We start from the raw sequence: 26,887 nt of genomic DNA, 5'->3' as shown, positions 1-26,887 counted from the left end.
GCTAATGTGCTGCATTTTAGATGAATAAACGGGGCTATTTTAGCCCCGTTTATTTCATTAGAAAGATGACTAGCTTTCCAAATCAAATGACAAGGTTTTCGCCAATGCTTCTGGGTAGTCTCGCTCGTGGGCAAGCTGGATGGCGTAGGCTTCGACTTCATGTGCTGAAAGTGACCTTGTCACAGGAAAATGTTGCTCAATACTTTGAGCCGCATTGCTGCTATCTAAACTTTGAGCCGCATTGCTGCTATCTAAAGCAAAAAGGCCATCGTTTTGAAGTTGTTCAACGATACTGTTTGCAGCCGACAATGCAGAAGACGCTTTCACAATTTCAGTACGGGCATAGCGATCTCCGGCAAAGGAAACATCTGCGGCTCTTAAGGTAATGTCGTTTCCAGGGATTTGCTGGGCACCAAACAGGGGGTTACCTCCGACTTGGGCAGATTGATAAGTAGGTACGAAGCGGGACATGTGCTTAATGGCACGCGTTGTACGAGTGTCGACTTCGTTATTATCCCAGCCAGATTTAATTTTATGTATAAAGCTATCTGACAGTTTCGGTTGTGCACTGTGCGAGGTGCTTTTGACGAGACCCTGCTTGAACAAGGTAATATCTTCTGTCATGCCGTGTAGCTGGAAATAACCGTCAGGGTAAGGTGTCAGCTGCGCCATGCCATCTGGAGTGCCTCGTTCACCATGAAATATCACTTCAGGCCAGCTTCCTTGGCAATCAGGCCAATGGGTAACATAAGCAGCTTTAAACTCTACCAGACGACGACGCTGTTGTTTTGCCATGTCATCAATGACACCGGTTTGGAAGCCACAGGCATTGATAAGGTAGTCAACATTAAGGTGGCGGGTAACATAGTCCTGGCAGTTTGAATCGTACTCTTGGTATTCAATTTGCCAACTGGAATCAGCATGTTGAGATACGAGCGTGACTTTAGATTGTGTATGGACACGACTAGTAGGGAGCTTATTCAGCGCAAGGTTGGCGGTAGCCGCAAGACGGAAAACACTCCAACCATATTCTTGAACAAGCACCAAAGGATATTTAAATTGGTCTAGATCTAAGTTTCTCGCAACAGGGATCATCCAGTCATCAAAGCTGACTGGACACGTAGGCATGTCTCGCTGTGAAAGCACTTCAAGATCTTCTTGGTAGTAGAGTTTGAAGTAATTAGCCGGTTTTCCAATGACCTGGTTAGCAGGATCTTCATTGACTAACTGCTGGTAAAAAGATTGCAGTTTCTCTAATCGAGGGATAAGGGCACCAGGATCCCCTTTGTCATGTTTCGGCGTTGCAATCACCGTCGGGCGGATATTGACAGTATGCGGAAAGATTTTGAGTGAATCGATAGACTGCTGGAGGAGTGCGATGCATTGTTCGTCTGAGATCTCACGGTATAAATTACCACCGGCATGAAGGTGGCAGATAGGTGGCCCATTTACCAGACTGGTACCTTCTTCAAAAATCTCGACGTTGATGCCTAACTCAGCCAGACGCAGCGCAATGGTTGAGCCTGCTATGCCACCGCCAATAATACCTACCGACAAAGAGGGGTGATGATTGTGCGGTTTAGCTTGTTCTTTCATACAAATGCGCGTCGTTATATTACAAAATCTAAGTTACCCGATTTTACTGTGCATAGATCACATTGAAAACCGAAAAAGAATAGGGACATTATAATTTTTGGTAAATGAATAAAAATTTGTGTGACTTTTTTGCTCTCAAATTGAGCTTTTTAGACTCATTTGAAACAGCTTTCGAGAGTAAACGTTCTAAGTCTCTGTTTAAACTTAATGCTGTTCGAAAATAATTTGGGTAAAAGATCACCTTATTTGCTCTTTTTATTGAAGAATTTTGTTATCGAAATTTGTACAAAAGCTGTTCTTTGTTCTACACCTAATGTGGTAGTGGTAAATAATAAATAAGGACAGTTAGTTATGAATAAAGTCTTCAAGGTACTTCCGCTTGCACTGTTGATATCCGGCGCTGTTCACGCTGCCACAGATAATCCATGGTATGTGGGTGCCCGTGTCGGTGGAACAACGTATGACAACCTAGATGGCGTGATCAAAGGCCAGAATGCCGACAAAGATGATTGGGGTGGTGGTGTCTTCGTCGGGTATAACTTTAACTCTTGGTTTGCACTAGAGGGTGGTTACACTTATCTCGGCCAAGCCGACTACTCAAATGATGGCTTTGAAGTTCAGGGTATTGATCTGCTGGGTAAATTTACCTACGAAGTCTCTGACTCGTTTGATATTTACGGTAAGCTCGGTGGCTTTGTCTTCGATGCAGACAACAGTGTTGTAAACGATGATAAGAGTGGCTTGGCAGGAACCGCTGGTGTCGGTATTGAGTATTTCTTTAACAATGACTTGTCAGCTCGTGCTGAATACCAATACTACAATCAGGTGGGTGATACTGATTCTCCAGGTGAAAGTGACATTCACTTCTATGGTTTGAGCTTAGTGTATCACTGGGGTGCACCAGCGCCTGTGCCTGTCGTCGAGCCAGAGCCAGAACCAATGCCAGAACCTGTCCCTGAGATTGTGAAAGTTGAAGCCGTGGGTGCTGTGCTACCATTTGCCTTCGATAGTGACAAACTAACCCAACGTGATATTGAGCTGCTTCAGCCTGTTGCCCAGCAGCTTGTGAAGTACCCTGATACCCAACTTTATGTAGTTGGTCACACGGATAGTCGTGGTTCGATTGAATACAACCAGAAATTATCTGAAGACCGTGCTGCGGTAGTTGCAGGGTATGTAGGTAATCACTTTGGTATTGATGAGAGCCGTATCGTTGCACAGGGGCGCGGTGAGCTAGAGCCTGTTGCAACTAATGATACCGAAGAGGGGCGTGCTCAGAACCGTCGTGTAGAAGTGTTTGTTCCTGGCTTCGAAATGGAACAATAACAGCTAAGCTATGCTAGCGTTTCAAACAAAAATCCAGCATCTTTGATGCTGGATTTTTCATTTTGTTAGTGCCGAATTTGTTTAGATAAAGATGCGTTGTTAAGCAGCTTTAACGTCAGCACTTTCAAGCTTTGCTTCAGCCGCCTTACATGCCGCAGCTGTAAAGATTACGTCAGTTGAGCTGTTCAGAGCTGTTTCAGCTGAATCCTGAATAACACCAATGATGAAGCCAACCGCAACAACTTGCATCGCCACATCGTTTGGAATACCAAACAAGCTACATGCTAGAGGGATCAACAGTAGCGAACCACCGGCCACACCAGAAGCACCACATGCCGATACAGCAGCAACCACACTCAATAGCACAGCTGTTGCCACATCAACGTCGATACCCATAGTGTGTACTGCAGCCAAAGTCAGAACCGTGATAGTAATTGCAGCACCTGCCATATTGATGGTTGCACCCAGAGGGATAGACACAGAGTAAGTATCTTCATGCAAGTCTAGATCTTTACATAGCTGCATGTTTACTGGGATATTTGCCGCTGAGCTACGGGTGAAGAAAGCAGTGATACCACTTTCACGGATACAGCGAAGTACCAGTGGGTATGGGTTCTCTTTGGTTTTCACAAAAACAATGATTGGGTTTACCACAAATGCGATAACAGCCATTGAGCCTAGTAGTACAGCAAGTAGGTGACCATAACCAAATAGGGCGTCAAAACCTGTTTCTGCAAACGTATTTGCCACTAGGCCGAAGATACCAATTGGCGCTAGGCGAATAACAAAGCGAACAATCAGTGTGATGCCATTCGATACATCGTGGAAGACTTGCTTAGTTGCGTCACTGGCTTGGTGAAGGGCAAAGCCAAGGGCAATGGCCCATGCAAGAATACCAATGAAGTTACCAGACATTAGGGCGTTTACAGGGTTATCGACAATCTTGAATAGTAGTGTATTCAGGACTTCTGTAATGCCTTCAGGCGGTGTAGCGCCAGTCGCACCGGTAACTAGAGTTAGAGTGGTAGGGAAAAGGAAACTCATGGTTACGGCGGTTAGCGATGCCATCAAGGTACCGAATAGGTACAGCACGATGATCGGCTTCATATTGGTATGTGCGCCTTTCTTCTGGTTAGCGATAGAAGAGGCGACAAGAATGAAGACCAAAATAGGAGCAACTGCTTTAAGGGCACTGACGAACAAGCCGCCTAAGAAGCCAACTTTAACAGCTGAAGCGGGTGAGAATAGTGCGAGGATAACACCGGCGACAATACCAATTAGTATTTGTACTACCAGGCTTCCATTCGCGACTCGGGCTAGAAAGGGTTGTGTTTGATTCATAATACATCCTGCATATTTATAGTTTTGACGCTAAGCATTAAATCTTGCCTGCGACACATTTTGTAACAGGAATTTTGGCACATTTCCATAGTCTATTAAAGAAACTTTCGGTTCACACAAAATTAACAGTCTATTTCTGCTGGTATTGAAGCCTTTAATTCTATTCGCTTAGCCGCAGGAGATTGTTAAAGAGGGAGTCAAGTATTCGATAGGGAATGTTAAAAAGCCCACCAATAGGTGGGCTTTGTGGGTAATAAAGTGCTGTTATTTAGGGGTTATTGGCTCAAGTGCACTTGACTTCAAATTTACACTTGTAATGGTTGTTTTATTCAGTCTTTGCATAACAGATAGCGCATTATGCTTATCATTGTCACTTATCTGGTGTTTGTTTTTGCTGTAGTGGCATTGCATAACATGCTGTATTGCTTTGTCCAGCTCTGTATTGAGCGGGTGGATAGGGTGCAGTTTAAGCCATTGTTGGTAGTAGCTTTGAAGCTGAACCGGTTGGTTTCTCTCTAGTGCATCAATCATCCCGTCAACAGGCGTAAGCTGTTGTGTCTTGGCTGCTGTATTTGATGGTTGAAGTTGCTGCTTAGGCTTGTTCCTCTCAAGGAGCCATAGCACTAACGTTGCTAGCCAAAGTATGGCAAGGCATAAGGAAAGCCAAGGCCACCATCCACTATCTACAACAATTTCTGTCTGAACATTTGTTGCTACCGGCTCAGTATTGTCAGATTGTAATGCTTGAGGGGGCAAGAATGCCTGTGAACTTGGATCGCCTGGCAATACCGATAATGTTAAGCCGTCTATTTTACTGGTTTCTTGCTTTGAGGTAGCAGTATTCCACCAATTGATCGACAACGGTGGTAACGTGATCTCTCCCGACTGACGCGGGATGATCACTTGTTTGATGGTCATAAAAGTAAAGTCATCATCGCTGCCATAGACAGGGCTTTCATCATAAACTCTCACCGAGTTCGGGTACTGCAAGTTAAGGTTGGGTAGCGTACTTTGTTCCGCATTCTTAATACGTAAGGTGATGGTCCGGCTAATCGGTTCGCCGACTTTTATCTCATTGACTTCTGGTTGCCATTGCTGCTCCAGCTCTAAGGCTTCGGTTGGAAGCCACAGTCCTTTGTAATCAGCAGGCTTGGCCAATACTGAGAGCGTCAGGTCATCAGCTTGCTCTTCGAACGGGATCTGCAAGGTTGAGCCAAAACCACGATTACCTTTAATCAGGTTACCGGTAAATTTGGCACCGCGAAGAAGGATGTCACCAGATTTATTGGCAGTGATCTGGTAGTCACGGGTAATAATCAGGTAGCGGCGTCCATTCAGTACTGTTTCGACCTGACGATCTTCGCCCAGTTGCTTCACATTCAGGCCATCACCTGAAGGAGCTTGCAGAGCAGCTTGGCTCATTTGCTCGCCAATACGTATTCTCACGGTGTAGCGAATGCTTTCTCCGACATACAGTTGGTCTTTATTGCTTTCCGCATCAATTCGAATTTCAGGCTTGGATGCACTGGTTGTCGACTTGTTCGCAGATTTCATGACTGTCATGGTAATAGGATCAGTCTGGCTGGCACCGATGCGAAAGCTCGGGATTGTAAACTCACCGACTTCTTTTGCGGCAACGGCAATTTTCCATTCAGTTTGGCGAGTCACGACACCGTTAACAAAGCTTGTTCCACTGCTTACCGATGGGGAGCCGTAATTAAAGTCATCGTCGAGCACGCTAAGGTCTAGCGCATTTGTATTCACGTTATCGTCGACGCTAATCGTCAGCTGGAATACCTCATTAACGCCAACGATATTTTTAGAAACCGTTGCAACGGCTTGGGCGGCATATGAAGACACTGAAAAAGACAGTAGCCACCCCAAAAATAGCATTTTCAGCCAGTGATTACCCACATTGGGTGTACGTTGAAAGCTAAACATATTTATACTAATCATATATTTACCAAGAGTTATCTGTTGCTTCAGGTGCCTGCTTCTCTCTAGCCTGTAAGATAAGCTGAGCGCGGATCAAGGCACTGGTGTCATTCGGCACCTGCTCTAATTTCTTCAGAACAGGATCACTGGCGGTAACGCTGTCTGGCGTTTCTTGGCCTTGTGAACCTGTTAAAGCACTGGCGTTGTTTTCTTCTGGTTCGTCATTGCTATCCCCAGCTTGTGATGATTGTGCTGAAGACTCTTCATTTGATTGTTGTTGCTCTCCAGAAGATTGAGCCTGTTGTTGGTTCATCGCATCACTCTGGTCATTATTGGATTGACTCTGAGCTTGCCCTGAATGCTGATCATTCTGCTGCTGACCATTTTGTTCACTTTGCTGACCAGTTTGAGTTTGTTGGCTCTGTTGCTGTGAACCACCTGGTTGATTTTGATCTTGGCCTTGTTCAGAGTCAGAATTTTCTCCTGGTTGCTCCTGTTGCTGATCTTGGTGATTGTCTTGCGACTGGTTTTTCCCATTCTGAGATGAATTATCTTGGGGCTGCCGTTGCCCCTGAGATTGGTTCTGAGCTTGCTCTGATTGCTGCTCGCTCTGCTGTTGGCCATCTTGCTGCTGGCTCTGTTCTTGCTTCTCTTGCTGTTGCTCGAGGGATTGGACTATGGACAGATTTTTCTGAGCATCTTGATGATCCGGGTTCTTATCCAGAATCAATTGATATAGAGATTCAGCCCGGTCTAAATCACCACTTTGTGCATAGGCATTGGCAAGATTGTACTGGGACTGTTCATCAGAGAGCGGCGAGAGAGATTCTATCGCCCCTTCAAAGTCACCTGCTCTATATTGCGCGACACCACGCCATTCTGGAGAGGAAAATTGCTCTGCCGCTTCGGCAAACTTATCCTGTTGGAATAGCTCATAGCCCAAATTGTCACTATTAGAAAATGGAGAAGACAAGGGCGCTGCGAAAGCATCATCAACAGGAGTGATCATCAATACGGCAGCGATAACAACGCCACGTCGGAAGCCAAGTAATGCAAGAAAGGCAATAGGAAGCAATAGCCAGAAGCCACCATTGATGCGCTCCTCGAGCTCTTTGCTGGCATCGCTGTTATTGTTGCTGATAGGTTTCTCTGTAGCCTTGATGAGTGTTTCGATATCAAGGTCGGTAGGTTGGGATAGTTGGAACACTCCACCAGTTAAGCGAGTTAACTCACGCAGAGGAGCGACTTCCAGCTTATCGATGACAGTTTTACCGTTGCTATTAGTCAGTAGCGTCCCGTCTGGCAGCCTAATTGGAGCACCATCAGTTGTCCCGATACCTAAGATAGAAAGACGATACTGATTCTCACCCAGTAGCTTTTTGCTATCTCGACTTTCTTTTTGGCTGAGACCATCTGTGATCAATATGATATCCCCTTGCTGGTGGCCAGCTTGCTTAAGCAGGTTGATGGCTTCCTGGATACCTGCTGCAGCATTACTTCCCTGGATAGGCATGATTTCAGGGGAGAGGTGAGGGATAAGGTTGGCTAACGTCGAGCTGTCTTTCGTTAATGGACTGACAATATAGCCATCTGCCGCATAAGTGACCAAGCCGGTGCTGCCTTCTTTCCAACCGGGCAGGAGATCAAGTGCCTTGAAGCGGGCTTGACTAAGGCGATTCGGCACAATGTCGTCGGCATACATGGAACGAGACATATCCATGACCAAGACCCGGGCTCCAGAGAGGCTAAAAGCAGGAATTGGTGATTTCTGCCAGCTTGGGCCTGCAAGTGAGATAACAGCGAGAGTCCAGAGGATACCCAGGGCTGGCAAGGTAGCCCGAGATTGAGCTTTAGTTGATAGCCCTAGTTTTTCGGCCAAGTGCGGTGCGATAAGCCCTTGCTTGTGTTTCTTCTTGGCTAACCAAGGCAAGATCATCAGCAATGGCAACAGAGCGATTAGCCAATATGGATATAGAAATGTAAAACTAACCATTACGCTTTCTCATAACAACAATAACGATTGACAACAACAGAGACAGAGCCAAGGGGAATCGGAATAGCTCCTGACGAGGCCGCCAAGTCTGCTGGGCGGTATTGATAGGCTCTAGCTGGTCAATCATCTGATAAATTTGCTCTAACTCTTGCGGGTTTCTGGCACGGAAGTATTGTCCGCCAGTCATTTCCGCAATGCGGGTTAGCATCCTCTCATCGAGATCGTGGGAAGGGTTAACCGTGCGGGTAGAGAAGAAGGTGCGTTGCTCCATCTCTTCAGCACCGACACCAACGGTATAAATGGTGACATCACTGCGGGCAGCGAGTTCAGCAGCTTCCAAAGGCTCAATGACACCGGCTGTATTGGCACCGTCACTCAGCAACACAATCACTCGCTGTGGTGCTTCACTATCAATGAAGGTCTTGGTCGCGATACCCAGCCCCTCACCAATAGCGGTACTTTGACCGATAAGCCCTAAAACAGTACGGTCGAGTTGTTGCTGGACGGTATCTCGGTCAAAGGTCAGTGGTGTTTGCAGATAGGCATGGTTGGCAAATAAAACCAGCCCGAGACGATCGCCACTACGCTTACCGATGAACTGATGCAGCACATCCTTAACAGCCGTTAGGCGGTCAATGGCTGCACCGTCTTCGGTGATCATATCTTTGATCGACATCGATCCTGATAAATCGACTGCGAGCATCATATCCCGGTGATCTGGGTTGATCTCTATCGGATCGCCGTACCAGACCGGACGTGATAACGCACCGATCAAACACACCCATGCCACTGCCATGAGAGCAACTAACCAACGGCTAACTTTGGCTTTCTGTCCGAGTCCATCAGGTAACTTGGGCAGCCTGATAGCCGAAGGCTGAGCTTTGGGTTTGCTTAAGAAATACACGGCTGCAGGTAATGGGAGCAGCGTGAAAGCCCAGAGCCAAGTAAATTCAAACATTACCAGACTCCTTGGATACTTCCGGCAAGACATTGAACTTGGCCTTGCGGATCCAATTTTTTGCTTGTTGGTAACACATAGCAAATTGTTCTTTTTCTAACGGGGTTGGGGAGAATAACCCTTGCTGCCAAGTATCTTTCAGACGGGTAAAACCTTGATCCTTTTGTTCCAGATGCTGATCGAGGAACGAAAGCCACGATTGACCGGTCAAACCCGCTACGTATTCTCTTGAATGGTAAGACATTGCCACCTGACGCAATAGCAAGTTAACTTGATTGAAATGCTCGGGTGATTTCAACGTTGCTAGGTGTTGTAAGGCTTCCCGTCTGGCAAGGTTGTAACGTCGCTGTTTCTTGAAAGCCATCACCAAAAAAGCTATTGCAATACAAGTGAGCAAGATGGCAACCCACCACCCCCATGCCAATGGCCAAACTCCCGGAGCATCAGGTAGATGAATATCTGCAAGGGGAAGCGTCGGTAGTGTTGTTGCTTCAGTCATTTTCCCCTCCTTTATAGGTTTTGAAACCGGAATGGCCCAATTGCTCCATTAAGGTTTGGGCGGCAGACAAGTGGTGCAATGGTATAGCGAGGCTTTTGCACATTTCCTGAATGAATTGTTGATGCTGCTGGTACTGAGTGCTCAGGCTTTCACGGGTACTTTTTGCGGAAAAGTCTAGCCAAGTTGCCTGCTCGTCATCGGTGACAAACTCAATGCCATTGAATGTAGTTTGCCCCAACTCTAATGGGTCAAAGAGTTGGACGAACTGAAGCCGGTTGTGTTGGCGCAGCTGGCTTAAGCGGCGTTTGTCTTTGTCCTGCAATTGATAGAAATCACTAAGTATGATGATTTCACTCCCCTTAGGACAAAGGTGGTGTAGGTGCTTCAAGGCATCGGAGAAGTTCAGGCGCTTGCCATCGAATTCGTCATTATCACATTCAACACTCCCACTTTCTTGGTGGGCAGCAATGATGGCGTTGATGACTGTTAATGGCCCTTGCTGACGAGCGGTAGGTTTGCATTCGTACAGGCGGTTACCGTTAAACACGATGGCTCCAATCCGGTCTTGCTCACTAACAGCCAGCCAACTGAGCAAGCTTGAAAAATGGGCCGCTTGGACAGACTTCAACAGCAGCTGGGTGCCGAACTTCATGCTTGGGCTGACATCGATCAATAGCATCACCGGTTGCTCGCGCTCTTCGGTGAACAGCTTGGTATGCGTTTTACCGGTACGAGCAGTAACGCGCCAGTCAATGGCGCGAATATCATCTCCTGCCTGATAAGGGCGTACTTCGGCGAAATTCATTCCGCGCCCTTTGTGACGGCTTTGGTGCTGGCCATTTAGCTGTGACCAGACACTTTGTGCAGGGGGTAACCATCTTACTGACTGGTTTTTGTATTGCAGTAATTCAGCCAGGCAGAGGTTAACACCATCACTGTGAGCAGGGAGTGTTGGAGTTAAATCCTGTGAGTTCATGCGCAAGCAACCTGTGAGACTAGCTGCTCGATAATAGTATCCGGAGCGACAGCTTCAGCTTGGGCTTCATAACTAAGAAGCAAGCGGTGACGCAGCACGGGATAAGCCATCAGCTGTACATCTTCAGGTGTGACAAAATCCCTGCCGTTAAGCCAAGCATGGGCACGGGCACAGCGGTCAAGAGCAAGTGTTGCACGCGGGCTAACCCCCATTTGTAACCAACTAGCAAGTTGCTCGCTGTATTTGGATGGGTGACGCGTCGCCATGACCAAGCGAATGATGTATTGCTCCACTTCCTCAGCCATATGGATGTTGAGCACTTCTTTACGGGCCGAAAAGATCTCTTCTTGCGTAATTTGTACTTGCTCTTGTGCTGTGATCCCTAATGCTTCACCTCTATTCAGTCGCAGAATTTCCAGTTCGCTGGATTCGTCTGGGTATTCAACGTTGAGTTGAAGTAGAAATCGATCCAACTGAGCCTCTGGCAGCGGATAGGTCCCTTCTTGCTCAATAGGGTTTTGGGTCGCCATGACCAAAAACAGTTCAGGTAATTGATAGGTTTTACGCCCTGCGGTGATTTGCTTTTCAGCCATTGCTTCTAACATCGCGGCTTGTACTTTTGCCGGTGCGCGGTTGATCTCATCGGCAAGCAACAAGGCATTGAAGATTGGACCGGGCTGGAATGTAAAATCCCCTGTTTCGGGACGGAAAATGTCAGTGCCTGTTAAATCGGCAGGCAAGAGATCCGGGGTAAATTGAATGCGGTGGAAATTCCCCTCAATACTATCAGATAACACTTTTACAGCTCGTGTCTTAGCCAAACCAGGAGGCCCTTCAACCAAGATATGGCCGTCTGCAAGTAGAGCGATCATTAACTGTTTAACAAGATTTGGTTGACCGATGACCTGAGTGTTCAGGTGAGATTGAAGGCGTTGGAAAGTCGTTGTCAACATGGGGTGCTATTTTCCTTAAATGAAACAGTCAAATATGAAAATTAAGACTCAAATTGATGGCTTTAGTTCAGCGCTAAGGTGTAGGTGGTGATTTTCTAGCCTTTTTATTCATTTCTACAACAGGTCAGACTTCTTAATAATAGTGATTATTGATGCACTTTTGCAGTGCAACCTTGCACAAATAACAGTCAAAATTTAGCTATTACCTCATTCTATATCATTGTTTTCGCTTATATAAAACTTGGCACCTATTATGCTTATAAAAGTTAACATTAGTGACACATTTAAAGGTTAGTCTTGGTTTTGCGGTTTAGCGTGATTCTATGCAGGAATATTGGTACGACCATTGATACTCCGTGTTGATATTGCTATGTGCATGTGTTCTTATAATATTCGTGCAATGTAAAAGTCACCTAAGTGTCTTTTTCACTCGCTAGGATGCAACAAGATTAAAAATAAGGCTGAATAAACAGTCTACGTTGGTTAGTGGTCCTTATTGATAAAATGCTTATAAGTATTTGAGATATAAGGATGGTAAGTCATCATAAAGATGGAATGGAGTCTTCTGTAATGAGTAAAAAAGCATTAGTAACTGGTGCAAAAGGTGGTATTGGTTCAGCGATCACTAAAGGATTGGTGGATGCGGGTTTTCGTGTGATTGCCACATATTTCCCAAGCGGTGAAGCCAAAGCTAAAGAATGGTTTAAAGAGAATAATTATTCAGAAGAGCAGGTTCGTTTGTTCCCGCTAGATGTTACAGATGCTGATTATTGTGCAGAAGCATTGGCAACATTGTTGCAAGAGGAAGGTAACATTGACGTGCTTGTCAATAACGCTGGTATTACACGTGATACAACATTCAAGCGCATGTCAAAAGAGCAGTGGGGTGATGTTATTACAACAAACCTGAACAGTTTGTTTAACGTTACTCAGCCGCTATTTGCTTCAATGTGCGAACACGGTAATTCACGTGTGATTAATATTTCCTCAGTAAATGGTCTTAAAGGTCAGTTTGGTCAGGCGAACTACTCTGCTGCTAAAGCAGGGATGATCGGCTTCACTAAAGCATTGGCAGCAGAAGGTGCACGCTCTGGTGTTACTGTTAATGCCATTGCCCCAGGCTACACCGGTACGCCAATGGTAGAAGCAATTAAGCCAGAAGTACTCGATAGCATTAAAGCTGAAATCCCAATGAAGCGCCTTGCTGCTCCTGCTGAAGTTGCAGCGGCGGTAACTTTCTTGGCGAGCGATGCTGCTGCTTACATCACAGGCGAAACACTGTCTGTGAACGGCGGCTTGTACATGCACTAATGGTTTAATTTCTGAATTTCGAAAGGACGCAAAAAATCATGTCAAAAGTATATATCGTTGCGGCTAAACGTACGCCTATCGGTAGTTTCAATGGTGCGCTGAAATCAGTTTCTGCTTCTCAACTTGCTGCTGTCGCAATTAAAGCAGCATTGGAAGAAGCAAGGGTTGACCCTGCAAACCTTGATGAAGTTATTCTTGGTAATGTTATTGGTGCTGGACAAGGTATGGGGCCTGGCCGTCAGGCTGCCATTTATGCTGGCGTCCCTCAGGAAGTACCAGCATACAGCCTAAATATGGTATGTGGCTCGGGTATGAAAGCGGTAATGGATGCTGCTGCTCATATCAAAGCAGGCGATGCTGAACTTGTTGTTGCGGCTGGTGCAGAAAATATGTCACAGATTCCATTCTGTGCACCAGCAACGATTCGTGATGGTCAGAAAATGGGCTCTCTGAGCCTGGATGACCTTCTAATCTCTGACGGTCTGACCGATGTCTTCAATAAGTATCACATGGGTGTAACAGCTGAAAACGTTGTTGCCAAAGTGGGCCTTACTCGTGAGCAACAAGACAACTTTGCACTGGCCAGCCAGCAAAAAGCAGTGGCTGCTATCGAACAAGGCAAGTTTGCAGGTGAGATTGCACCTGTAGAAGTGACTGTGCGCAGAAAAACCAGTGTTGTAGATACCGATGAGTATCCAAAGGCGGACGCAAGTATTGAAGGCTTGGCGAAACTTCGCCCAGCATTCAAAAAAGAAGGTGGCTCTGTCACAGCAGGTAATGCGTCAGGTATCAACGATGGTGCCAGTGCAATTATTGTTGCTTCAGAAGCTGCTGTTGAAAAATATGGCCTAACGCCGCTAGCTGAAATTGAAAGCTATGCCCAAGCGGGTATTGCTCCAGAGGTAATGGGCCTAGGTCCGGTTCCTGCTGTGGTTAAAGCATTGGACAAAGCTGAGCTAAACATCGCTGATGTTGGTCTGTTCGAGTTCAATGAAGCGTTTGCGGGTCAGGCACTAGGTGTACTACATGAATTGGCCGACGAGCTAGGATCTCAAGTCGAAGATCTGGCCGAGCGTTCCAATGTAAATGGTGGTGCGATTGCACTGGGTCACCCACTGGGTGCTTCAGGTAACCGTATTATTGTCAGCCTTCTTCACGAAATGCGCCGTCGCGGCACAGAGCATGGCCTAGCCACGTTGTGTGTTGGTGGTGGTATGGGTACAGCAGTTGTACTGAAGAGCGTCTAATTCAATTGTAAAGCTAAACAGTACCTGTATTCACCATGGCACAGGTACTCAATCATTCTTTAAATGAAGGAAACAAGCTATGTATACGGAAATGTTTAAATCTTTCTCAGAGCAGACTGAAAAATCACTAGCACCATACGTTAAGTTCAACAAGTTGTTCACTAAGAACGTTGAAGACCTAACTGAGCTTCAGCTTGCAGCCGTTCGCGCATACAGCGACCTAGGCCTATCTCAGCTAAAAGCTGTTAGCGAAGTAAAAGACGTTCAGTCATTTGCTGCTTACAACAGCCAGCAGCTAGAAACATTGACTAAGCTTTCTCAGCAGCTAATCGATGACAGCAACAAGTTCACTGCAATCGCTCAGTCTTTCAAGTCTGAAGTTGAAGAGCTAGTTGCTGAAAACGTAAAGCAAGTCACTCCAGCTTAATCAAAATGACCACTCTGCCGCCCCCGCTCCGGGGCGGCATTTTTAGTCCAAAATTAGAGGTCATTGGCATGAACCAGAACTTTTTTTCGGACTACTTTGCCAAGCTCCAAGAAATGAACCAGATGTGGTGGAAGGAGCTGGATTCAGGCAAGGCAGCCATGAATACCCCCCTTAATAAAGCGCTCAATGAAGTTAGCTTGGAAGATACGACCAAGTTCATCGAAAAAGCATCAGCGCAGCCAGCCGTCATTGCCGAATTGCAAATGGACTGGTGGGAAAATCAAATGAAGATTTGGCAAAATGTCGTCATGAAAAATGGCGATACGTCAGATTTTATTCAGCCCGAAAAAGATGATAAGCGTTTTACGGACCCTGCATGGGAAAATGAGGCGTTTTACAACTATATCAAGCAATCTTATTTGCTGTTTAGCAATAAGATGAAAGAGTCCATCGAGTCGATTGAAGGGCTTGATGAGAAGGCGAAAGAGCGTTTGGGATTCTTTTCGCGTCAGGCGATCAATGCATTGTCACCGACCAACTTTATCACCACCAACCCTGAGCTGGCGAAGCTGACGGTTGAAAGTAATGGTGAAAACCTGATTAAAGGGATGGAGTTGCTTCAGCAAGACATGCAGTCAAGTGCTGATGTATTGAAAATCCGCATGACCAATGATGCGGCTTTCCAGCTAGGTGAGAATGTGGCAAACACCGCCGGTGATGTTGTCTACAAGAACCACCTGTTCGAACTGATTCAATACAAGCCGCTGACTGAAAAAGTGAACGCGACACCGCTGTTGATCGTGCCGCCATTTATCAACAAGTACTACATCTTGGATCTTCGTGAGAAGAATTCCATGGTCCGTTGGCTGGTGGAGCAGGGACATACTGTATTTATGATGTCTTGGCGTAACCCTGATGCCAGCATGTACGATGTCGACTTTGACAACTATGTTGTTGATGGGGTCGTTAAAGCGGTTGATGTTATTGAAGACATCACGGGTGAAAAGCAAATCAATGCAGCCGGTTATTGTATTGGTGGTACGCTGCTAGCGACTGCGTTGGCTTACTACTCTGCTAAGCGTATGCGCAGCCGTATTAAGTCAGCGACATTCTTTACCACGCTGCTAGATTTCTCTCAGCCAGGAGAAATCGGTGCTTACATCAATGATCCGATCATTTCGGCCATTGAAGCGCAGAACGAAGCAAAAGGGTATATGGATGGTCGTTCACTGAGCGTTACATTCAGCTTGCTACGTGAAAACAGTCTGTACTGGAACTACTACATCAACAACTACCTGAAAGGTAACAGCCCAATCGATTTTGATTTGCTGTACTGGAACGGTGATAGCACCAATGTTGCTGTAGCGTGTCACAGTACACTGCTGCGTCAGTTCTATCTGGAAAATCGTCTTGTTGATCCTAAAGGGTTTAAAGTGGGTGGGGTATATATTGATCTGGCGAAGATCAAGATCCCAACCTATTTCATATCAACCCAGGAAGATCACATTGCGCTGTGGCAGGGTACTTACCGTGGAGCTCGCAAGCTAGGTGGCAAGTCCACGTTTGTACTGGGCGAGTCAGGTCACATTGCAGGTATTGTTAACCATCCAGCCAAGAACAAGTATGGCTTCTGGACCAATGATAAGTCCTCGGCTGAGCCTGAAACATGGCTGAAAGGGGCTAAACGCCAAGAAGGCTCTTGGTGGGGTCACTGGAACGAGTGGATGGCAGGCTTCGAAGAGGCCGAGGTCGTTGATGCGCGCTCCGCTGGTAGTGATAACTATCCAGTAAAATGTGCAGCCCCTGGCGATTATGTGATGCAGAAGTTGCCGATTGAAGTGTCTAACGTGTTGCAAGGTCAACCAGAAGAAGCTTAATTCAGCGATACCTCTGCGAATGAAGCCAACGCTTATGCGTTGGCTTTTTTTATGCTTTTCAAAACCATGCTGTTATCGACTAGTTTGGTAATGGACTTTGTTTGCGCAAGGTGACGGGTTCAGAGTGCTCGTGCTAGTAAGAATGATGTATGGACACTGTCTCAGATAACAAAACACCGAGAGTCATTTATGAATGAGCTCTCGGTGTTGTTTTAGGCTAGGAGTGTTGATACTAAAGATCGCTTGGGATCGGCATCGCTTTCAAATCAGGAGAGATAATCAATTCTGCTTCTGTTGCTGCCTGAATTTCATCAATGGTGGTGCCCGGTGCCAGTTCAGTCAACACCATCCCTTGCTCGGTGATTTTGATGACGCCTAGCTCTGTTACAATCAGATCAACCTGGTTGGCCGCAGTAAGCGGTAACGAGCAGTGTTTGAGTAGCTTAGGTTTCCCTTTGACGGTGTGCTCCATAGCAACGATAACCTTCTTGGCACCGACCACAAGATCCATGGCTCCACCCATGCCAGGAACCATTTTTCCTGGGATGATCCAGTTGGCTAAATTACCGAACTGGTCAACTTGGAGTGCACCCAGTACCGTTGCATCAACGTGGCCACCACGGATGATGGTAAATGAATCCGCACTGTGGAAAGTACATGCGCCTGTTGTGGCGGTAATAGGTTGGCCACCGGCATTGACTAGATCAGGGTCAATGTTAGCCTCATCTGGCATTTCACCGATGCCTATAAGGCCATTCTCGGCCTGTAGCAGAATTTCGATATCCGATGAAGTCTCATTGGCTACTAGGCTAGGTAGCCCGATACCTAGGTTGACCACGTCGCCATCATGAAGCTCTTGAGCAACACGCCATGCAATCATGCGTCGGATCTGATGCTTTTCTCGTTGAATTGTCATGGTTAGGCTCCTTGGTAAATATGATCAATGAACAGCCCTGGTGTATGCACCGCCTCAGGGGCAATGTCACCAGCATTGACCAAGCTTGCCGCTTCAATAATGACGGTATCAGCAGCTGTGGCCATAAGCGGATTGAAGTTTTGTGTAGTGCCTTTGTAGACGGTGTTGCCTTTGGTATCGACCACAGAGCCGCGGATCAGAGCAAGGTCAGCGTGCAGCGGTTTTTCCAGCAGGAAGTCTTTGCCATCGACTTGAATCACCTGCTTGGATTCAGCGACCAGCGTGCCGAGGCCAGTGGGTGTCAATACACCACCAAGGCCCGCGCCTGCCGCACGAATACGTTCGGCTAAGGTGCCTTGTGGTACGAGTTCAACATCCAGCTCGCCACTGTTCATCTGTGCGCCAGTTTCAGGATTGGTACCGATGTGGGAGGCATAGAGCTTCTTGATACGCTTGGCTTTGATCAGGCGGCCAGAACCTGACTCAGGTGTTCCGGTGTCTGTAGTGATCAATGTGATATTTTTAATATCAGACTCAAGAATGATATCAATAAGCCCTTCAGGTGCGCCGTTTGCCATAAAGCCACCGATCATGATGGTCATATCATCGCGGAGTAGGTTGGCGATCTCATTGGCTGAAATAGATTTTTTCATCTTGTGCTCCTATTTGTTCGCCTGGCATCGACGGATAATCACAGCAGTGCCCATACCACCACCAATACAGAGGGAGGCTAAGCCATAGGTTTGCTGTGAACGTTCAAGTTGGTAAATCAATGTGGTTAGAATGCGGTTGCCTGAAGCCCCAAGAGGGTGACCTAGAGCGATTGCGCCGCCATTTAAGTTGGTTCGAGATTCTAGCCAAGACTTATCGACACCGTGTTTCTCGCACAACTCTTTCATTACCCCAAGCGCCTGGGCTGCGAAGGCTTCATTGAGCTCGAAACATTCGATATCTGCCAAGGTCAATTTGGCTTTATCCAGCGCGTTGGCGATGGCTGGCACTGGGCCAAGACCCATTACTTTTGGTGATAGGCCTGCTTGGCCGCAAGATACGATCTCAGCCATAGGCGTGAGGTTATAGCGCTCAACTGCAGCCTTAGAAGCAAGGATAATGGCGGAGGCACCATCGTTAATGCCAGAAGCATTACCGGCAGTGACTGTGCCTTCTTTTTTGAATGCGGTACGAAGACTTTGTAATTTTTCAAACGTCGCATCGGCTTTTGGGTATTCATCAATGCTGACGCTGTATTGCTGACGGCGGTGGGAGACATTGACCGGCTCGATTTCATCGCTGAAACCATGCTCTTTGATAGCCGCCGTCGCTTTTTGCTGGCTGGATAGGGCAAATTGGTCTTGTTCTTCACGGCTAAGGTCGTGCAGTTCGGCAATGTTCTCTGCAGTGATCCCCATGTGGTATTGGTTGAACACATCGGTCAGGCCATCTTTGATAATTGAGTCATCAAGTGTCAGCTGACCCATTTTTACACCATCACGTAGTGGGTTCGCAGAAATGAAAGGTGCTTGTGACATGCTCTCCATTCCACATGCGATAACGATTTCGGCTTCTCCTGCACGAATATGGCTGACTCCATCCATCACGGTTTTCATACCGGAGCCACAGATCATATTAAGGGTATAGGCTGGTACAGTTTCAGGGATACCTGCCAAAATCGCAGCTTGTCGTCCTGGGCCCATACCAATTCCAGCACTAAGGACATTTCCGGCAATTACTTCATCAATCAGGCTTGGATCGAGATGACATTGCTCAAGTGCACCTTTGATGGCGGTTGCCCCTAGCTGAGGCGCAGATACTGGGGCGAGAGCACCATTAAAACTGCCGATAGGGGTGCGTTTGGCAGCAACAATGTATACAGATTCCATACAACTTCCTGTTTCAGTTTGATTTGTTATCAACAGTGTATGGGCGGAAGACGAGAGGGTGTTATAGGCATAGATTCAAATCTGATTTGCGAAAATGCAAAAATAAGATGCGCGCTTGGTCACGCCATTTCGACTACAGAGTGATTAGTCTGACTGTAATTTGCTTTGTTCAGTTAATGGATCACTTGAGGGTGGAACTATGAGTTACTCAATTGCATGCGCACCTTGCTGCTGGGGTGTTGAATCATCTGACAATCCACATAACCCGAATTGGATGACAGTCTTGTCAGAGGCTAGGTCGGGTGGTTTTACCGGTACAGAGTTGGGGCCTTACGGTTTTTTACCACTCGATGCCGATACGGTAAACACGGCACTGTATGTCAAAGAGTTGGAAATTTGCGCAGGGACCATTTTCGAGCCGCTATCCGAGTCTGCTAATTATGAAGACATTATCAGTAAAACCAAGCGCTTGTGTGGCCTGTTACAACAGATTGGTTGTGAAAAGCTGGTGGTGATTGATTGCGTCAACGACATAAGAAGCCGATATGCCGGTATGCTAGAGCAGGCACCAAGACTCGACGATGTGCGCTGGGCGCAGATGATGAACACCATTAGGGATATTGCAGAGATAGCAAAGCGTCATGAGATCAGGGCCGTCGTTCATCCTCACGCTGGTGGGTATATTGAATACCGGGATGAAATCGATCGTATGCTTGCCGATTTGTCTGCTGACGAGGTCGGCCTGTGCCTCGATACCGGCCATCTCTATTACGCAACCATGGATCCTGCTAAGAGCTTGGTTGAATACAAAGACCGGCTGGAATATGTCCACTTCAAAGACGTAAACCAGAAGCGCTTGCAACAAGCTATTGAGAAGCAGGTCGGTTTTTGGCAAGCCTGTGCCGATGGTGTGATGTGCCCATTAGGAGAAGGTGCGGTGGATTATGACCTAGTGGCGCATGCTTTGGATAGCATCGGTTATCACGGTTGGATCACCATTGAGCAAGAGCGCGATCCGCGCAATTCAGATACTACGCTACCCGATATTAAGAAAAGCCGTCAGTTTTTAGTTGAAAAAGGCTTCATTTAGTCGCTAGCGAATTTGCAAAAGAATTTTGTTTAGTAGTTTGTCATGTAGAGGATGTAATTATGGCAATGAAGATAGCGTGTGCACCTTGCTCGTGGGGAGTGGAAAATTCAGAGCAAGGCGGAAACCCTAGCTGGGCGAAAGTGTTGGTAGAGGCACGTGAAGCGGGCTATGAAGGGATTGAGCTTGGACCCGTTGGATACTTCCCTGAAGATCCGGCGATCCTTGCTAGCTCTCTGCGAGTAAGAGGGATGAAAGTCTGTGCTGGGAACCTTCATGGAGATTTCAGTTGCCCAGATTCAAAGCAAGAGGTGTTGGCGAATGCTCAGCGTGTGATTGATCTGCTGAGTGCCATTGGCGTTGATAAGCTGATCATCATGGACCGCGCTAATGCAGCGAGGGATGCTTATGTTGGTCATGGTGTTATCGCACCAAGGCTGAAGCACGATCAATTGCAGGCGATGATATCGACTATCTCCGAGGTTGCTGAGATGGCCGCGGCGAAAGGTGTACGTACCTTGCTACATCCAAGCTCCGGCGGCTTTGTGGCGTTTTCTGATGAGATTGCCACGGTACTGAACACAATTCCGGCTGAACGTCTTGGCTTGTGTTTAGATATCGGTCATCTGTTTATAGATGGCATGAAACCTGAAGAGTTTATTCGCCGATATGCAAACCGATTGGAACACCTGCACTTTAAAGATGTTGATGGCCAGCAATTACACAATGCGATGCGCGATCGTTGCGGTATGACCAATGCTTTCAGTAAAGGGCTGACCCGCCCACTCGGTGAGGGGAGTATCAACTTCTCTAGTATCTTCAAGGTATTGCAGGATATTGATTACCAAGGTTGGGTCGTTGTCGAACAAGAGCGAGCTGTCACCCAGTTGGATCACGTGAAGGGTGATATGGTGAAAAGCCGAGGTTATCTTGCTGAGCATTGCAGGTAAGGGTTGAGATGATAGTTACCGATCCTTGGTTTTACATCACTGCTGTACCTGCTGTATTGATTTACGGGATTGGTAAAGGCGGTTTGGGCGGGGCGTTAGGGATCATCGCGGTTCCCCTGATGGCTTTAGTAGTCTCGCCAACACAAGCCGCTGCTATTTTGCTTCCTATCCTGTGTGTGATGGACGCATTTGCGGTTAGGCAGCACTACCGCAGTGCTGATTATTCAGTGCTGAAGCAAATGCTGCCAGGCTCTTTGTTAGGGGTATTACTAGCCGGACTGTTTCTTAGCGTAACCCCTGAAGCAGGGCTCAAACTTTTGATTGGGGTGTTATCACTGCTGTTCTGTGTTCAGTATGTACTGGGCGGTAGCCAGCAAGATAAAAAGCCCGGCAAAGCCAGTGCGTGGTGGTGGAGTAGCTTAGGTGGCTTCTCCAGTACTGCAATTCATGCTGGGGGCGGGCCGGCCAGTATTTATCTACTGCCATTGCGCTTGGAAAAAGTCACCCTGATTGCAACCATGGCTGTTTTGTTCGGCATTATCAATTTGGCAAAACTGATCCCATACAGCATGCTTGGCGAGTTTGATACCACGAACTTAATGACGGCGATGGTGCTTATGCCACTCGCTCCAGTTGGTGTGTACATGGGGGTGTGGTTGCTTCACCGTGTCAGCCAGGATGTGGTATACCGTCTGTGCTATCTTTTCCTTTTCTTATCAGGGACGAAGTTGGTATTAGATGTGTTGTAACTCCATATCATGCTGATAAATACAAAAGCCGTCGGGAAATAATACTGCGGCTTTTTAATATGTATATCAGGGGCTTTTATTTTAAAATAAACAGTAATTTTCATTAAATATTAATAATGAAGTTTCCATTTTGTTTGTTTTAATATTTGTGATGAATGTCATTAATAGTCAAGTGAAAAAACAATTGATGTTTATTTGTGAATTTCATCACATCTTAACTGATTTCAAGTGTATATGATTTGCGTATCTTTATAGGGGATACTTTGATGAAAATTGATACGGCCACACTATTAGTATTTATCCGGGGTGTTTTACACACTCTGGTTAATGCTATTTATTCGTGTGTCTGTATCAGTTCTAGCGATAGCTTAGTCTCTAGCTCTGACAAGGAACTGGATGAGATAGCGTCGGACTATAACCAGCTTTATATTAGTGTTGGTGACATGCTAGGGAAACAAGTCAGGTATTGGTGTGATGCATCTTTTGCACGTTGGAAACGCAATCACCATTTCTGTGCCGCTCAGATGCGCACTCTGTTCTCTTTCTTGTCTCTGACATACCTATATTTTGCTAAGCAGGTTTCGGCCAGTTCCTTGGTGTGCTTCTACCGCTACGCACCAGCGAACGCAGCGATGTATTTAAACAATGGAACTGCATCTGTTGGTCGTGAACATGCTATCAAAAGCAACGTAAATTACGTTAGCACCCATCCAATGAGCAGCAATCGTCGCAAGATGATTGCTGCTTTTTTTGTATTTAATAACAGCAGCTTAAAAAGTTGCTAGTGAGGTAAAAATGTATATTGTTTGTGTAGCAGCGTGTCCAACAGGCATTGCCCATACCTATATGGCGGCAGAAGCTCTTGAAGTCTTGGGTAAGGATCACGGTTGGGAAGTGAAGGTCGAAACTCAAGGCAGTACGGGTATCGATAATGCAATCACGGCTGAGGATATCGCAAGAGCTGATGGCGCTATCATTGCCGCAGAAGTCGCAGTGGAAGGGATGGATAGATTTGAACCTCTTACTATTTTGGAGTGCGCAGTGGCAGACCCAATAAAACAACCCGATGCCGTTTACGAAACCATGATGCATTTAATTAATACTAATTAAGGATAATTACCATGGCCCGACTACTAAAAAAAGAAAAAACAGAAATAGATAAATTACGTGAAGCATTAATGACCGGCGTATCATATATGATCCCAGTAATTGTCGCTGGTGGTATGATGTTGGCATTTGGTTCATTATTTGAAACTTTAACTGGTGTTGATTTAAAAGAAAGCAACTCTTTAGTTGCCCAAATAATAAATGATCTAAAAACCTTTGGCTTATATGGCCTGACTTTATTATTTCCAGTCATTGCTGCATTTGTCGGGTTTGGTCTAGCTGGTAAACCTGCAATTGCCCCGGGGCTCATTGCGGGTATGTTAGCCCGCGATATGCAAATGGGCTTTTTAGGCGCTTTATTAGGCGGCTTGATGGTTGGGTACTTAGTCCGCTGGATGCTGGCTAACATTAAACTGCCGAAAGAGTTCCGTAGTTTGTTACCGATGGTCATTATTCCTCTTATCGGCTCTGCCATCATCCTTTTCGTTATGAAGTATATTGTTGGTTATCCACTGATTGCCCTTAACACTGGTTTGGAAAACTGGTTGGTTGGCATGTCCGGTGGTAACAAGGTGGTGATGGCCGCTGTATTGGGAGCGATGGTCGGTTTTGACTTGGGTGGGCCAATCAATAAAGCAGCAATTACTGTGAGCTTGGGTCTTTTTGCCCAAGGGATTTTTGAGCCGGTTACCGCGTCACATATCGCTATTATGATTGCCCCGTTTGGTATTGGCTTGTCCACGATTTTTGCCAAGCAATACTACAGCAAAGAGCTGCAGGAAAATGGCCGTGCTGCGTTAATGATGTCTTGTGTTGGGATCAGTGAAGGGGCGATACCTTTTATTCTTGCTAATCCCGCGCTGATCATTATCAATACCATAGGTAGTGCCATTTCAGCTGCCATGGTTATTATGTTTGATTCGATAGTCCAAGCGCCAGCGGCAGGCATTCTCGCCCTGATCCTTTCGTCCCATTTCTTCTTGTATTTCATTTCTATCGCAACCGGTGTGGCTTTTGTTGCCGCCTGCACCACAGTACTGATGAAGCGACAGTTTAATAAACAGGCCACTGATGCTGAAAACCAGCAGCAAGTAGCGAAATCTGCTTAAGGTAAGAATGATGTCAATGAATAAGAAAGCCTACATAGTTCCTCATACTCACTGGGATCGAGAGTGGTATTTCAGCACGGAAGAATCACAAGTCTTGCTGGTCTTTACCATGCAGCAAATCTTAGAACAGTTGGAAAATGATGAAGGATTGCCTTGCTTCGTACTTGATGGCCAATCGGTGATGCTTGAAGATTACTTGAGTGTTGTACCTGAAGATACAGAGAGGGTGAAAGCCCTGGTTGAGTCGGGTAAGTTATTGGTTGGCCCTTGGTACACTCAAACCGATCAATGTGTGGTCCACGGAGAATCGCAGATCAGAAACTTGATGTGGGGTTGCCGTGATGCCGAGCGCTTTGGCGCAATAATGAAAGTTGGATATGTACCTGATTCATTCGGCCAGAGTGAGCAACTGCCTCAGCTTCTCCAACATTTTAAAATCGATAAATGCGTGTTCTGGCGGGGGATCTGGGAAGGGATTTGCAGCAATACTGAGTTTGTCTGGCGGGCTCCGGATGGCAGCGAAGTGACTACTGCGGTACTCGAGTTTGGCTACAGTGCCTTCCAGGGAATGAAGCCAATGGATACCCATCTTGACGGTATCGACCAGAAAATCGCTGAACGTTTTTGGCCGGGTGAACGTGAGCACTTCCTGTTCATGGGGGGGCATGATCAAAAACCTTGGCAAAGGGAAACGGTTGAAGCTATCAAGTACGCGAATGAATCGCGGCCTTACCAATATCAGCTGTGCACTTTTGAAGATTATTTCGCCCAAACGACCAACGACACTTTACCTGTGGTTGAGAGCGAAATGCTCTATGGCAAATACAGTCGTATCCACCGTGGGATTTATTCAACCCGCTACGATATCAAGAAGCTCAACAGTGATGTCGAGAACCTGTTGGTCAACCAGTTGGAGCCATTGTTGACGGTTGCCAATGAGTTGGGCTTGAAATACCCGTACGGCTTGATGGAGAAAAACTGGAAACAACTGATGCAAAGTCATGCTCATGACTCTATCGGCGGTTGTAACACTGACTCGGTCAACCGCCAGGTTAAAGCCCGAATTCAAGCTGTACGTGAAAATGCAGAGCGTTTACAAGCGATCACGCTTAAGCAACTGGCAGACGCATCAACCAAAGGCAAAGAGGGTGAGTATGTGTTGGTTTTCAACCCATTGCCTTATTCACGCAATGCCCAAATAGAGTTGGAGCTGGTGCTGCCGACTCGCAATCTGGTCATTTACGACGGTGAGCAAATCGTCGCGATGCAGTCCATTTCGTGTGAGCTGCTCGATATCAATGCCATAGTCCAGGACCCAACCACTTTGGGCGATGAGCGGTTTCGCTCTTGGTACCGCCACTGCGTTTGGGTGTCCTTGGAAGGTTTGCCTGCCTGTGGCTATCGCAACCTGAGGGTAGAGCGCTTGGCAGATGGGGACATAATCACTAACGCGTGCCTGCCTCAAACAACGGAAGAGACATTAATCAGCATAGTTAACGAAGCCATGAAAGTTAATGTCGATAAGGATGGCAGGGTGAGTTTATCTTGTCTGGACAGCGGCCAGCATTGGGATGATGTGATTACCTTGGTCGATGGTGGTGATGATGGTGATAACTACGACTTTTCTGAGCCGCATGACGATCTGAAAATTTCCTATGAAGTGGTCGAAGGTGCGATCTGTGTATCCGAAGGTCACTTGCGCTCTGAAGTTCGTATTTCTTACCAAGCCATGTTACCTGCGGATTTAACTGAGCGCGCAGCGAAACAATGTTCGGTAACACAGCGCATCGACGTGATCCTTGGGTTGGCAAAAGGCAGCCGAGGTTTGGAAATTTCGGTTGAGCTGGACAATCAGGCCAACGACCATCGGGTGCAGCTACATATTAATGGCGATTTTGCTCGAGCCCAAAGTGTGGCCGATCAGCCTATCGGTTTAATTAAGCGTGGGGATGATGCGTCTGCATTGTCTGTTTGGCAGGCCCAAGAGTGGACATCATGCCCAGTGCCGATTTACCCGATGCAAAGTGTTGTTGCAGGGGAGACTACGAAAGGTGGTTTGGCTGTGATGACTGACGGTATCCGTGAATACCAGCAATATGATGACTCGATTGCCATCACTTTGTTCAGAGCGATGGGTTATGTCGGTAAGCCTGAGCTGAAATATCGGCCAGGCCGTCTGTCCGGGTTGCCTGATGCTAGCCCTGACTCTCAACTTCGCCAGTCACTGTTATTCCGACTGATACTTTGTCCATTCAGTGGTAGTGCTTTTGACGCAGGATTGTGCCAACAAGTGAAAGAGTGGTTGAGTACCCCGTTGACCTTGCATAACGGGGTGGTGCAACGCTTTATGATTGCACCGCCAGTATTTACAGCACCGGAGGCATTCAGTCTAGTGGCGCTCGACACGCCAGAAGTGGCTGTTAGCGCCATCAAGGTCTGCGAGGACGATGCCAATAGTATCGTCATCCGTTTGATGAATGCCGGTAAAGGCGAGGCAAAACTGGGCCAACTTCCGTCTGGATGGAAGGTCTGGCAGGTAGACGGTATGGAGCGAGTAATGGGTGATGCAACAGCCGATACGACAATCCCCGCACAAGGCATTATTGGCCTTCGATTGAGCAAAGAAAGTCTTTAGGCAAAACCTAAATCA

At 46.8% G+C, this 26,887-nt stretch carries 23 protein-coding genes; 12 read left to right on the top strand and 11 right to left on the bottom strand.

Annotation, left to right across the window (positions count from 1 at the left end; genetic code table 11):
• Nucleotides 1-69: 69 nt before the first annotated feature.
• Nucleotides 70-1,596: an NAD(P)-binding protein gene (locus tag ACXAD4_RS19015; RefSeq protein WP_475243403.1), complete on the bottom strand. Its 1,527-nt coding sequence runs from the start codon at nucleotides 1,594-1,596 to the stop codon at nucleotides 70-72.
• 351 nt (nucleotides 1,597-1,947) lie between these two features.
• Between ACXAD4_RS19015 and ACXAD4_RS19010 the strand changes: the two genes are divergently transcribed.
• The gene (locus ACXAD4_RS19010; protein WP_475243402.1) at nucleotides 1,948-2,922 is read left to right on the top strand and encodes an outer membrane beta-barrel protein; all 975 of its coding nucleotides are present in this window, start codon (nucleotides 1,948-1,950) and stop codon (nucleotides 2,920-2,922) included.
• 99 nt (nucleotides 2,923-3,021) lie between these two features.
• On the opposite strand, the gene sstT is transcribed toward ACXAD4_RS19010, so the two are convergent.
• The 7 genes from sstT to ACXAD4_RS18975 form a co-directional block, all read right to left on the bottom strand.
• Entirely contained in the window at nucleotides 3,022-4,263 is a 1,242-nt protein-coding gene (gene sstT, locus ACXAD4_RS19005; RefSeq protein ID WP_475243401.1) for a serine/threonine transporter SstT, read from the bottom strand.
• A gap of 264 nt (nucleotides 4,264-4,527) precedes the next feature.
• The gene (locus tag ACXAD4_RS19000; protein ID WP_475243400.1) at nucleotides 4,528-6,204 is read right to left on the bottom strand and encodes a BatD family protein; all 1,677 of its coding nucleotides are present in this window, start codon (nucleotides 6,202-6,204) and stop codon (nucleotides 4,528-4,530) included.
• Nucleotides 6,205-6,223: 19 nt separating this feature from the next.
• Entirely contained in the window at nucleotides 6,224-8,191 is a 1,968-nt protein-coding gene (locus ACXAD4_RS18995) for a vWA domain-containing protein (RefSeq protein ID WP_475243399.1), read from the bottom strand.
• Nucleotides 8,184-9,149, bottom strand: coding sequence for a vWA domain-containing protein (locus ACXAD4_RS18990; RefSeq protein ID WP_475243398.1), 966 nt, complete (start codon nucleotides 9,147-9,149; stop codon nucleotides 8,184-8,186). Before ACXAD4_RS18990 ends, ACXAD4_RS18995 begins: the two co-directional genes overlap by 8 nt.
• Nucleotides 9,142-9,648 carry a DUF4381 domain-containing protein gene (locus ACXAD4_RS18985; protein ID WP_475243397.1) on the bottom strand — a complete coding sequence of 169 codons (507 nt, stop codon included), beginning with the start codon at nucleotides 9,646-9,648 and terminating at the stop codon, nucleotides 9,142-9,144. The genes ACXAD4_RS18990 and ACXAD4_RS18985 overlap by 8 nt, the downstream gene beginning before the upstream one ends.
• On the bottom strand, nucleotides 9,641-10,624 hold the full coding sequence (locus ACXAD4_RS18980) for a DUF58 domain-containing protein (protein WP_475243396.1): 984 nt from the start codon (nucleotides 10,622-10,624) through the stop codon (nucleotides 9,641-9,643). The genes ACXAD4_RS18985 and ACXAD4_RS18980 overlap by 8 nt, the downstream gene beginning before the upstream one ends.
• Nucleotides 10,621-11,577: an AAA family ATPase gene (locus ACXAD4_RS18975; protein ID WP_475243395.1), complete on the bottom strand. Its 957-nt coding sequence runs from the start codon at nucleotides 11,575-11,577 to the stop codon at nucleotides 10,621-10,623. Before ACXAD4_RS18975 ends, ACXAD4_RS18980 begins: the two co-directional genes overlap by 4 nt.
• Before the next feature lie 570 nt (nucleotides 11,578-12,147).
• On the opposite strand from ACXAD4_RS18975, the gene ACXAD4_RS18970 reads away from it, so the two are divergent.
• The 4 genes from ACXAD4_RS18970 (at nucleotide 12,148) to phaC (ending at nucleotide 16,439) form a co-directional block, all read left to right on the top strand.
• Nucleotides 12,148-12,888: an SDR family oxidoreductase gene (locus tag ACXAD4_RS18970; protein WP_107296914.1), complete on the top strand. Its 741-nt coding sequence runs from the start codon at nucleotides 12,148-12,150 to the stop codon at nucleotides 12,886-12,888.
• Nucleotides 12,889-12,926: 38 nt separating this feature from the next.
• On the top strand, nucleotides 12,927-14,135 hold the full coding sequence (locus ACXAD4_RS18965; RefSeq protein WP_475243394.1) for an acetyl-CoA C-acetyltransferase: 1,209 nt from the start codon (nucleotides 12,927-12,929) through the stop codon (nucleotides 14,133-14,135).
• Nucleotides 14,136-14,214: 79 nt separating this feature from the next.
• A complete protein-coding gene (locus ACXAD4_RS18960; protein ID WP_107296912.1) occupies nucleotides 14,215-14,562 on the top strand; it encodes a phasin family protein in 348 nt (115 codons plus the stop codon).
• Between the two features lie 68 nt (nucleotides 14,563-14,630).
• The gene (gene phaC, locus ACXAD4_RS18955; protein ID WP_475243393.1) at nucleotides 14,631-16,439 is read left to right on the top strand and encodes a class I poly(R)-hydroxyalkanoic acid synthase; all 1,809 of its coding nucleotides are present in this window, start codon (nucleotides 14,631-14,633) and stop codon (nucleotides 16,437-16,439) included.
• Nucleotides 16,440-16,671: 232 nt separating this feature from the next.
• On the opposite strand, the gene ACXAD4_RS18950 is transcribed toward phaC, so the two are convergent.
• From ACXAD4_RS18950 to ACXAD4_RS18940, 3 genes are read right to left on the bottom strand one after another with little or no spacing between them, the layout of a single operon-like run.
• Nucleotides 16,672-17,355 carry a 3-oxoacid CoA-transferase subunit B gene (locus ACXAD4_RS18950; RefSeq protein ID WP_475243392.1) on the bottom strand — a complete coding sequence of 228 codons (684 nt, stop codon included), beginning with the start codon at nucleotides 17,353-17,355 and terminating at the stop codon, nucleotides 16,672-16,674.
• A 2-nt stretch (nucleotides 17,356-17,357) separates the two neighbouring features.
• Nucleotides 17,358-18,008 (bottom strand): CoA transferase subunit A, encoded by a 651-nt coding sequence (locus tag ACXAD4_RS18945; RefSeq protein WP_317522932.1) that lies wholly within the window; start codon nucleotides 18,006-18,008, stop codon nucleotides 17,358-17,360.
• A 9-nt stretch (nucleotides 18,009-18,017) separates the two neighbouring features.
• The gene (locus tag ACXAD4_RS18940) at nucleotides 18,018-19,235 is read right to left on the bottom strand and encodes an acetyl-CoA C-acetyltransferase (RefSeq protein WP_475243391.1); all 1,218 of its coding nucleotides are present in this window, start codon (nucleotides 19,233-19,235) and stop codon (nucleotides 18,018-18,020) included.
• Nucleotides 19,236-19,434: 199 nt separating this feature from the next.
• On the opposite strand from ACXAD4_RS18940, the gene ACXAD4_RS18935 reads away from it, so the two are divergent.
• The 7 genes from ACXAD4_RS18935 (at nucleotide 19,435) to ACXAD4_RS18905 (ending at nucleotide 26,872) form a co-directional block, all read left to right on the top strand.
• Entirely contained in the window at nucleotides 19,435-20,325 is an 891-nt protein-coding gene (locus tag ACXAD4_RS18935) for a TIM barrel protein (RefSeq protein WP_475243390.1), read from the top strand.
• Between the two features lie 59 nt (nucleotides 20,326-20,384).
• Entirely contained in the window at nucleotides 20,385-21,272 is an 888-nt protein-coding gene (locus ACXAD4_RS18930; protein ID WP_475243389.1) for a sugar phosphate isomerase/epimerase family protein, read from the top strand.
• An 8-nt stretch (nucleotides 21,273-21,280) separates the two neighbouring features.
• The gene (locus ACXAD4_RS18925) at nucleotides 21,281-22,021 is read left to right on the top strand and encodes a sulfite exporter TauE/SafE family protein (protein ID WP_475243387.1); all 741 of its coding nucleotides are present in this window, start codon (nucleotides 21,281-21,283) and stop codon (nucleotides 22,019-22,021) included.
• 266 nt (nucleotides 22,022-22,287) lie between these two features.
• Nucleotides 22,288-22,806, top strand: a complete 519-nt coding sequence (locus tag ACXAD4_RS18920; protein WP_475243386.1) for a hypothetical protein — start codon at nucleotides 22,288-22,290, stop codon at nucleotides 22,804-22,806.
• A 10-nt stretch (nucleotides 22,807-22,816) separates the two neighbouring features.
• Complete coding sequence (locus tag ACXAD4_RS18915) at nucleotides 22,817-23,131, top strand: PTS fructose transporter subunit IIB (protein ID WP_317522925.1); 315 nt, start codon at nucleotides 22,817-22,819, stop codon at nucleotides 23,129-23,131.
• An 11-nt stretch (nucleotides 23,132-23,142) separates the two neighbouring features.
• Entirely contained in the window at nucleotides 23,143-24,237 is a 1,095-nt protein-coding gene (locus ACXAD4_RS18910) for a PTS fructose transporter subunit IIC (protein WP_475243385.1), read from the top strand.
• Nucleotides 24,238-24,253: 16 nt separating this feature from the next.
• A complete protein-coding gene (locus tag ACXAD4_RS18905; RefSeq protein WP_475243383.1) occupies nucleotides 24,254-26,872 on the top strand; it encodes a glycoside hydrolase family 38 N-terminal domain-containing protein in 2,619 nt (872 codons plus the stop codon).
• The last annotated feature ends 15 nt before the right edge of the window (nucleotides 26,873-26,887 follow it).

The sequence above is a fragment of the Photobacterium sp. AWH4_225 genome (assembly GCF_056158405.1).
This window is presented reverse-complemented; position numbering and strand designations above follow the sequence as displayed.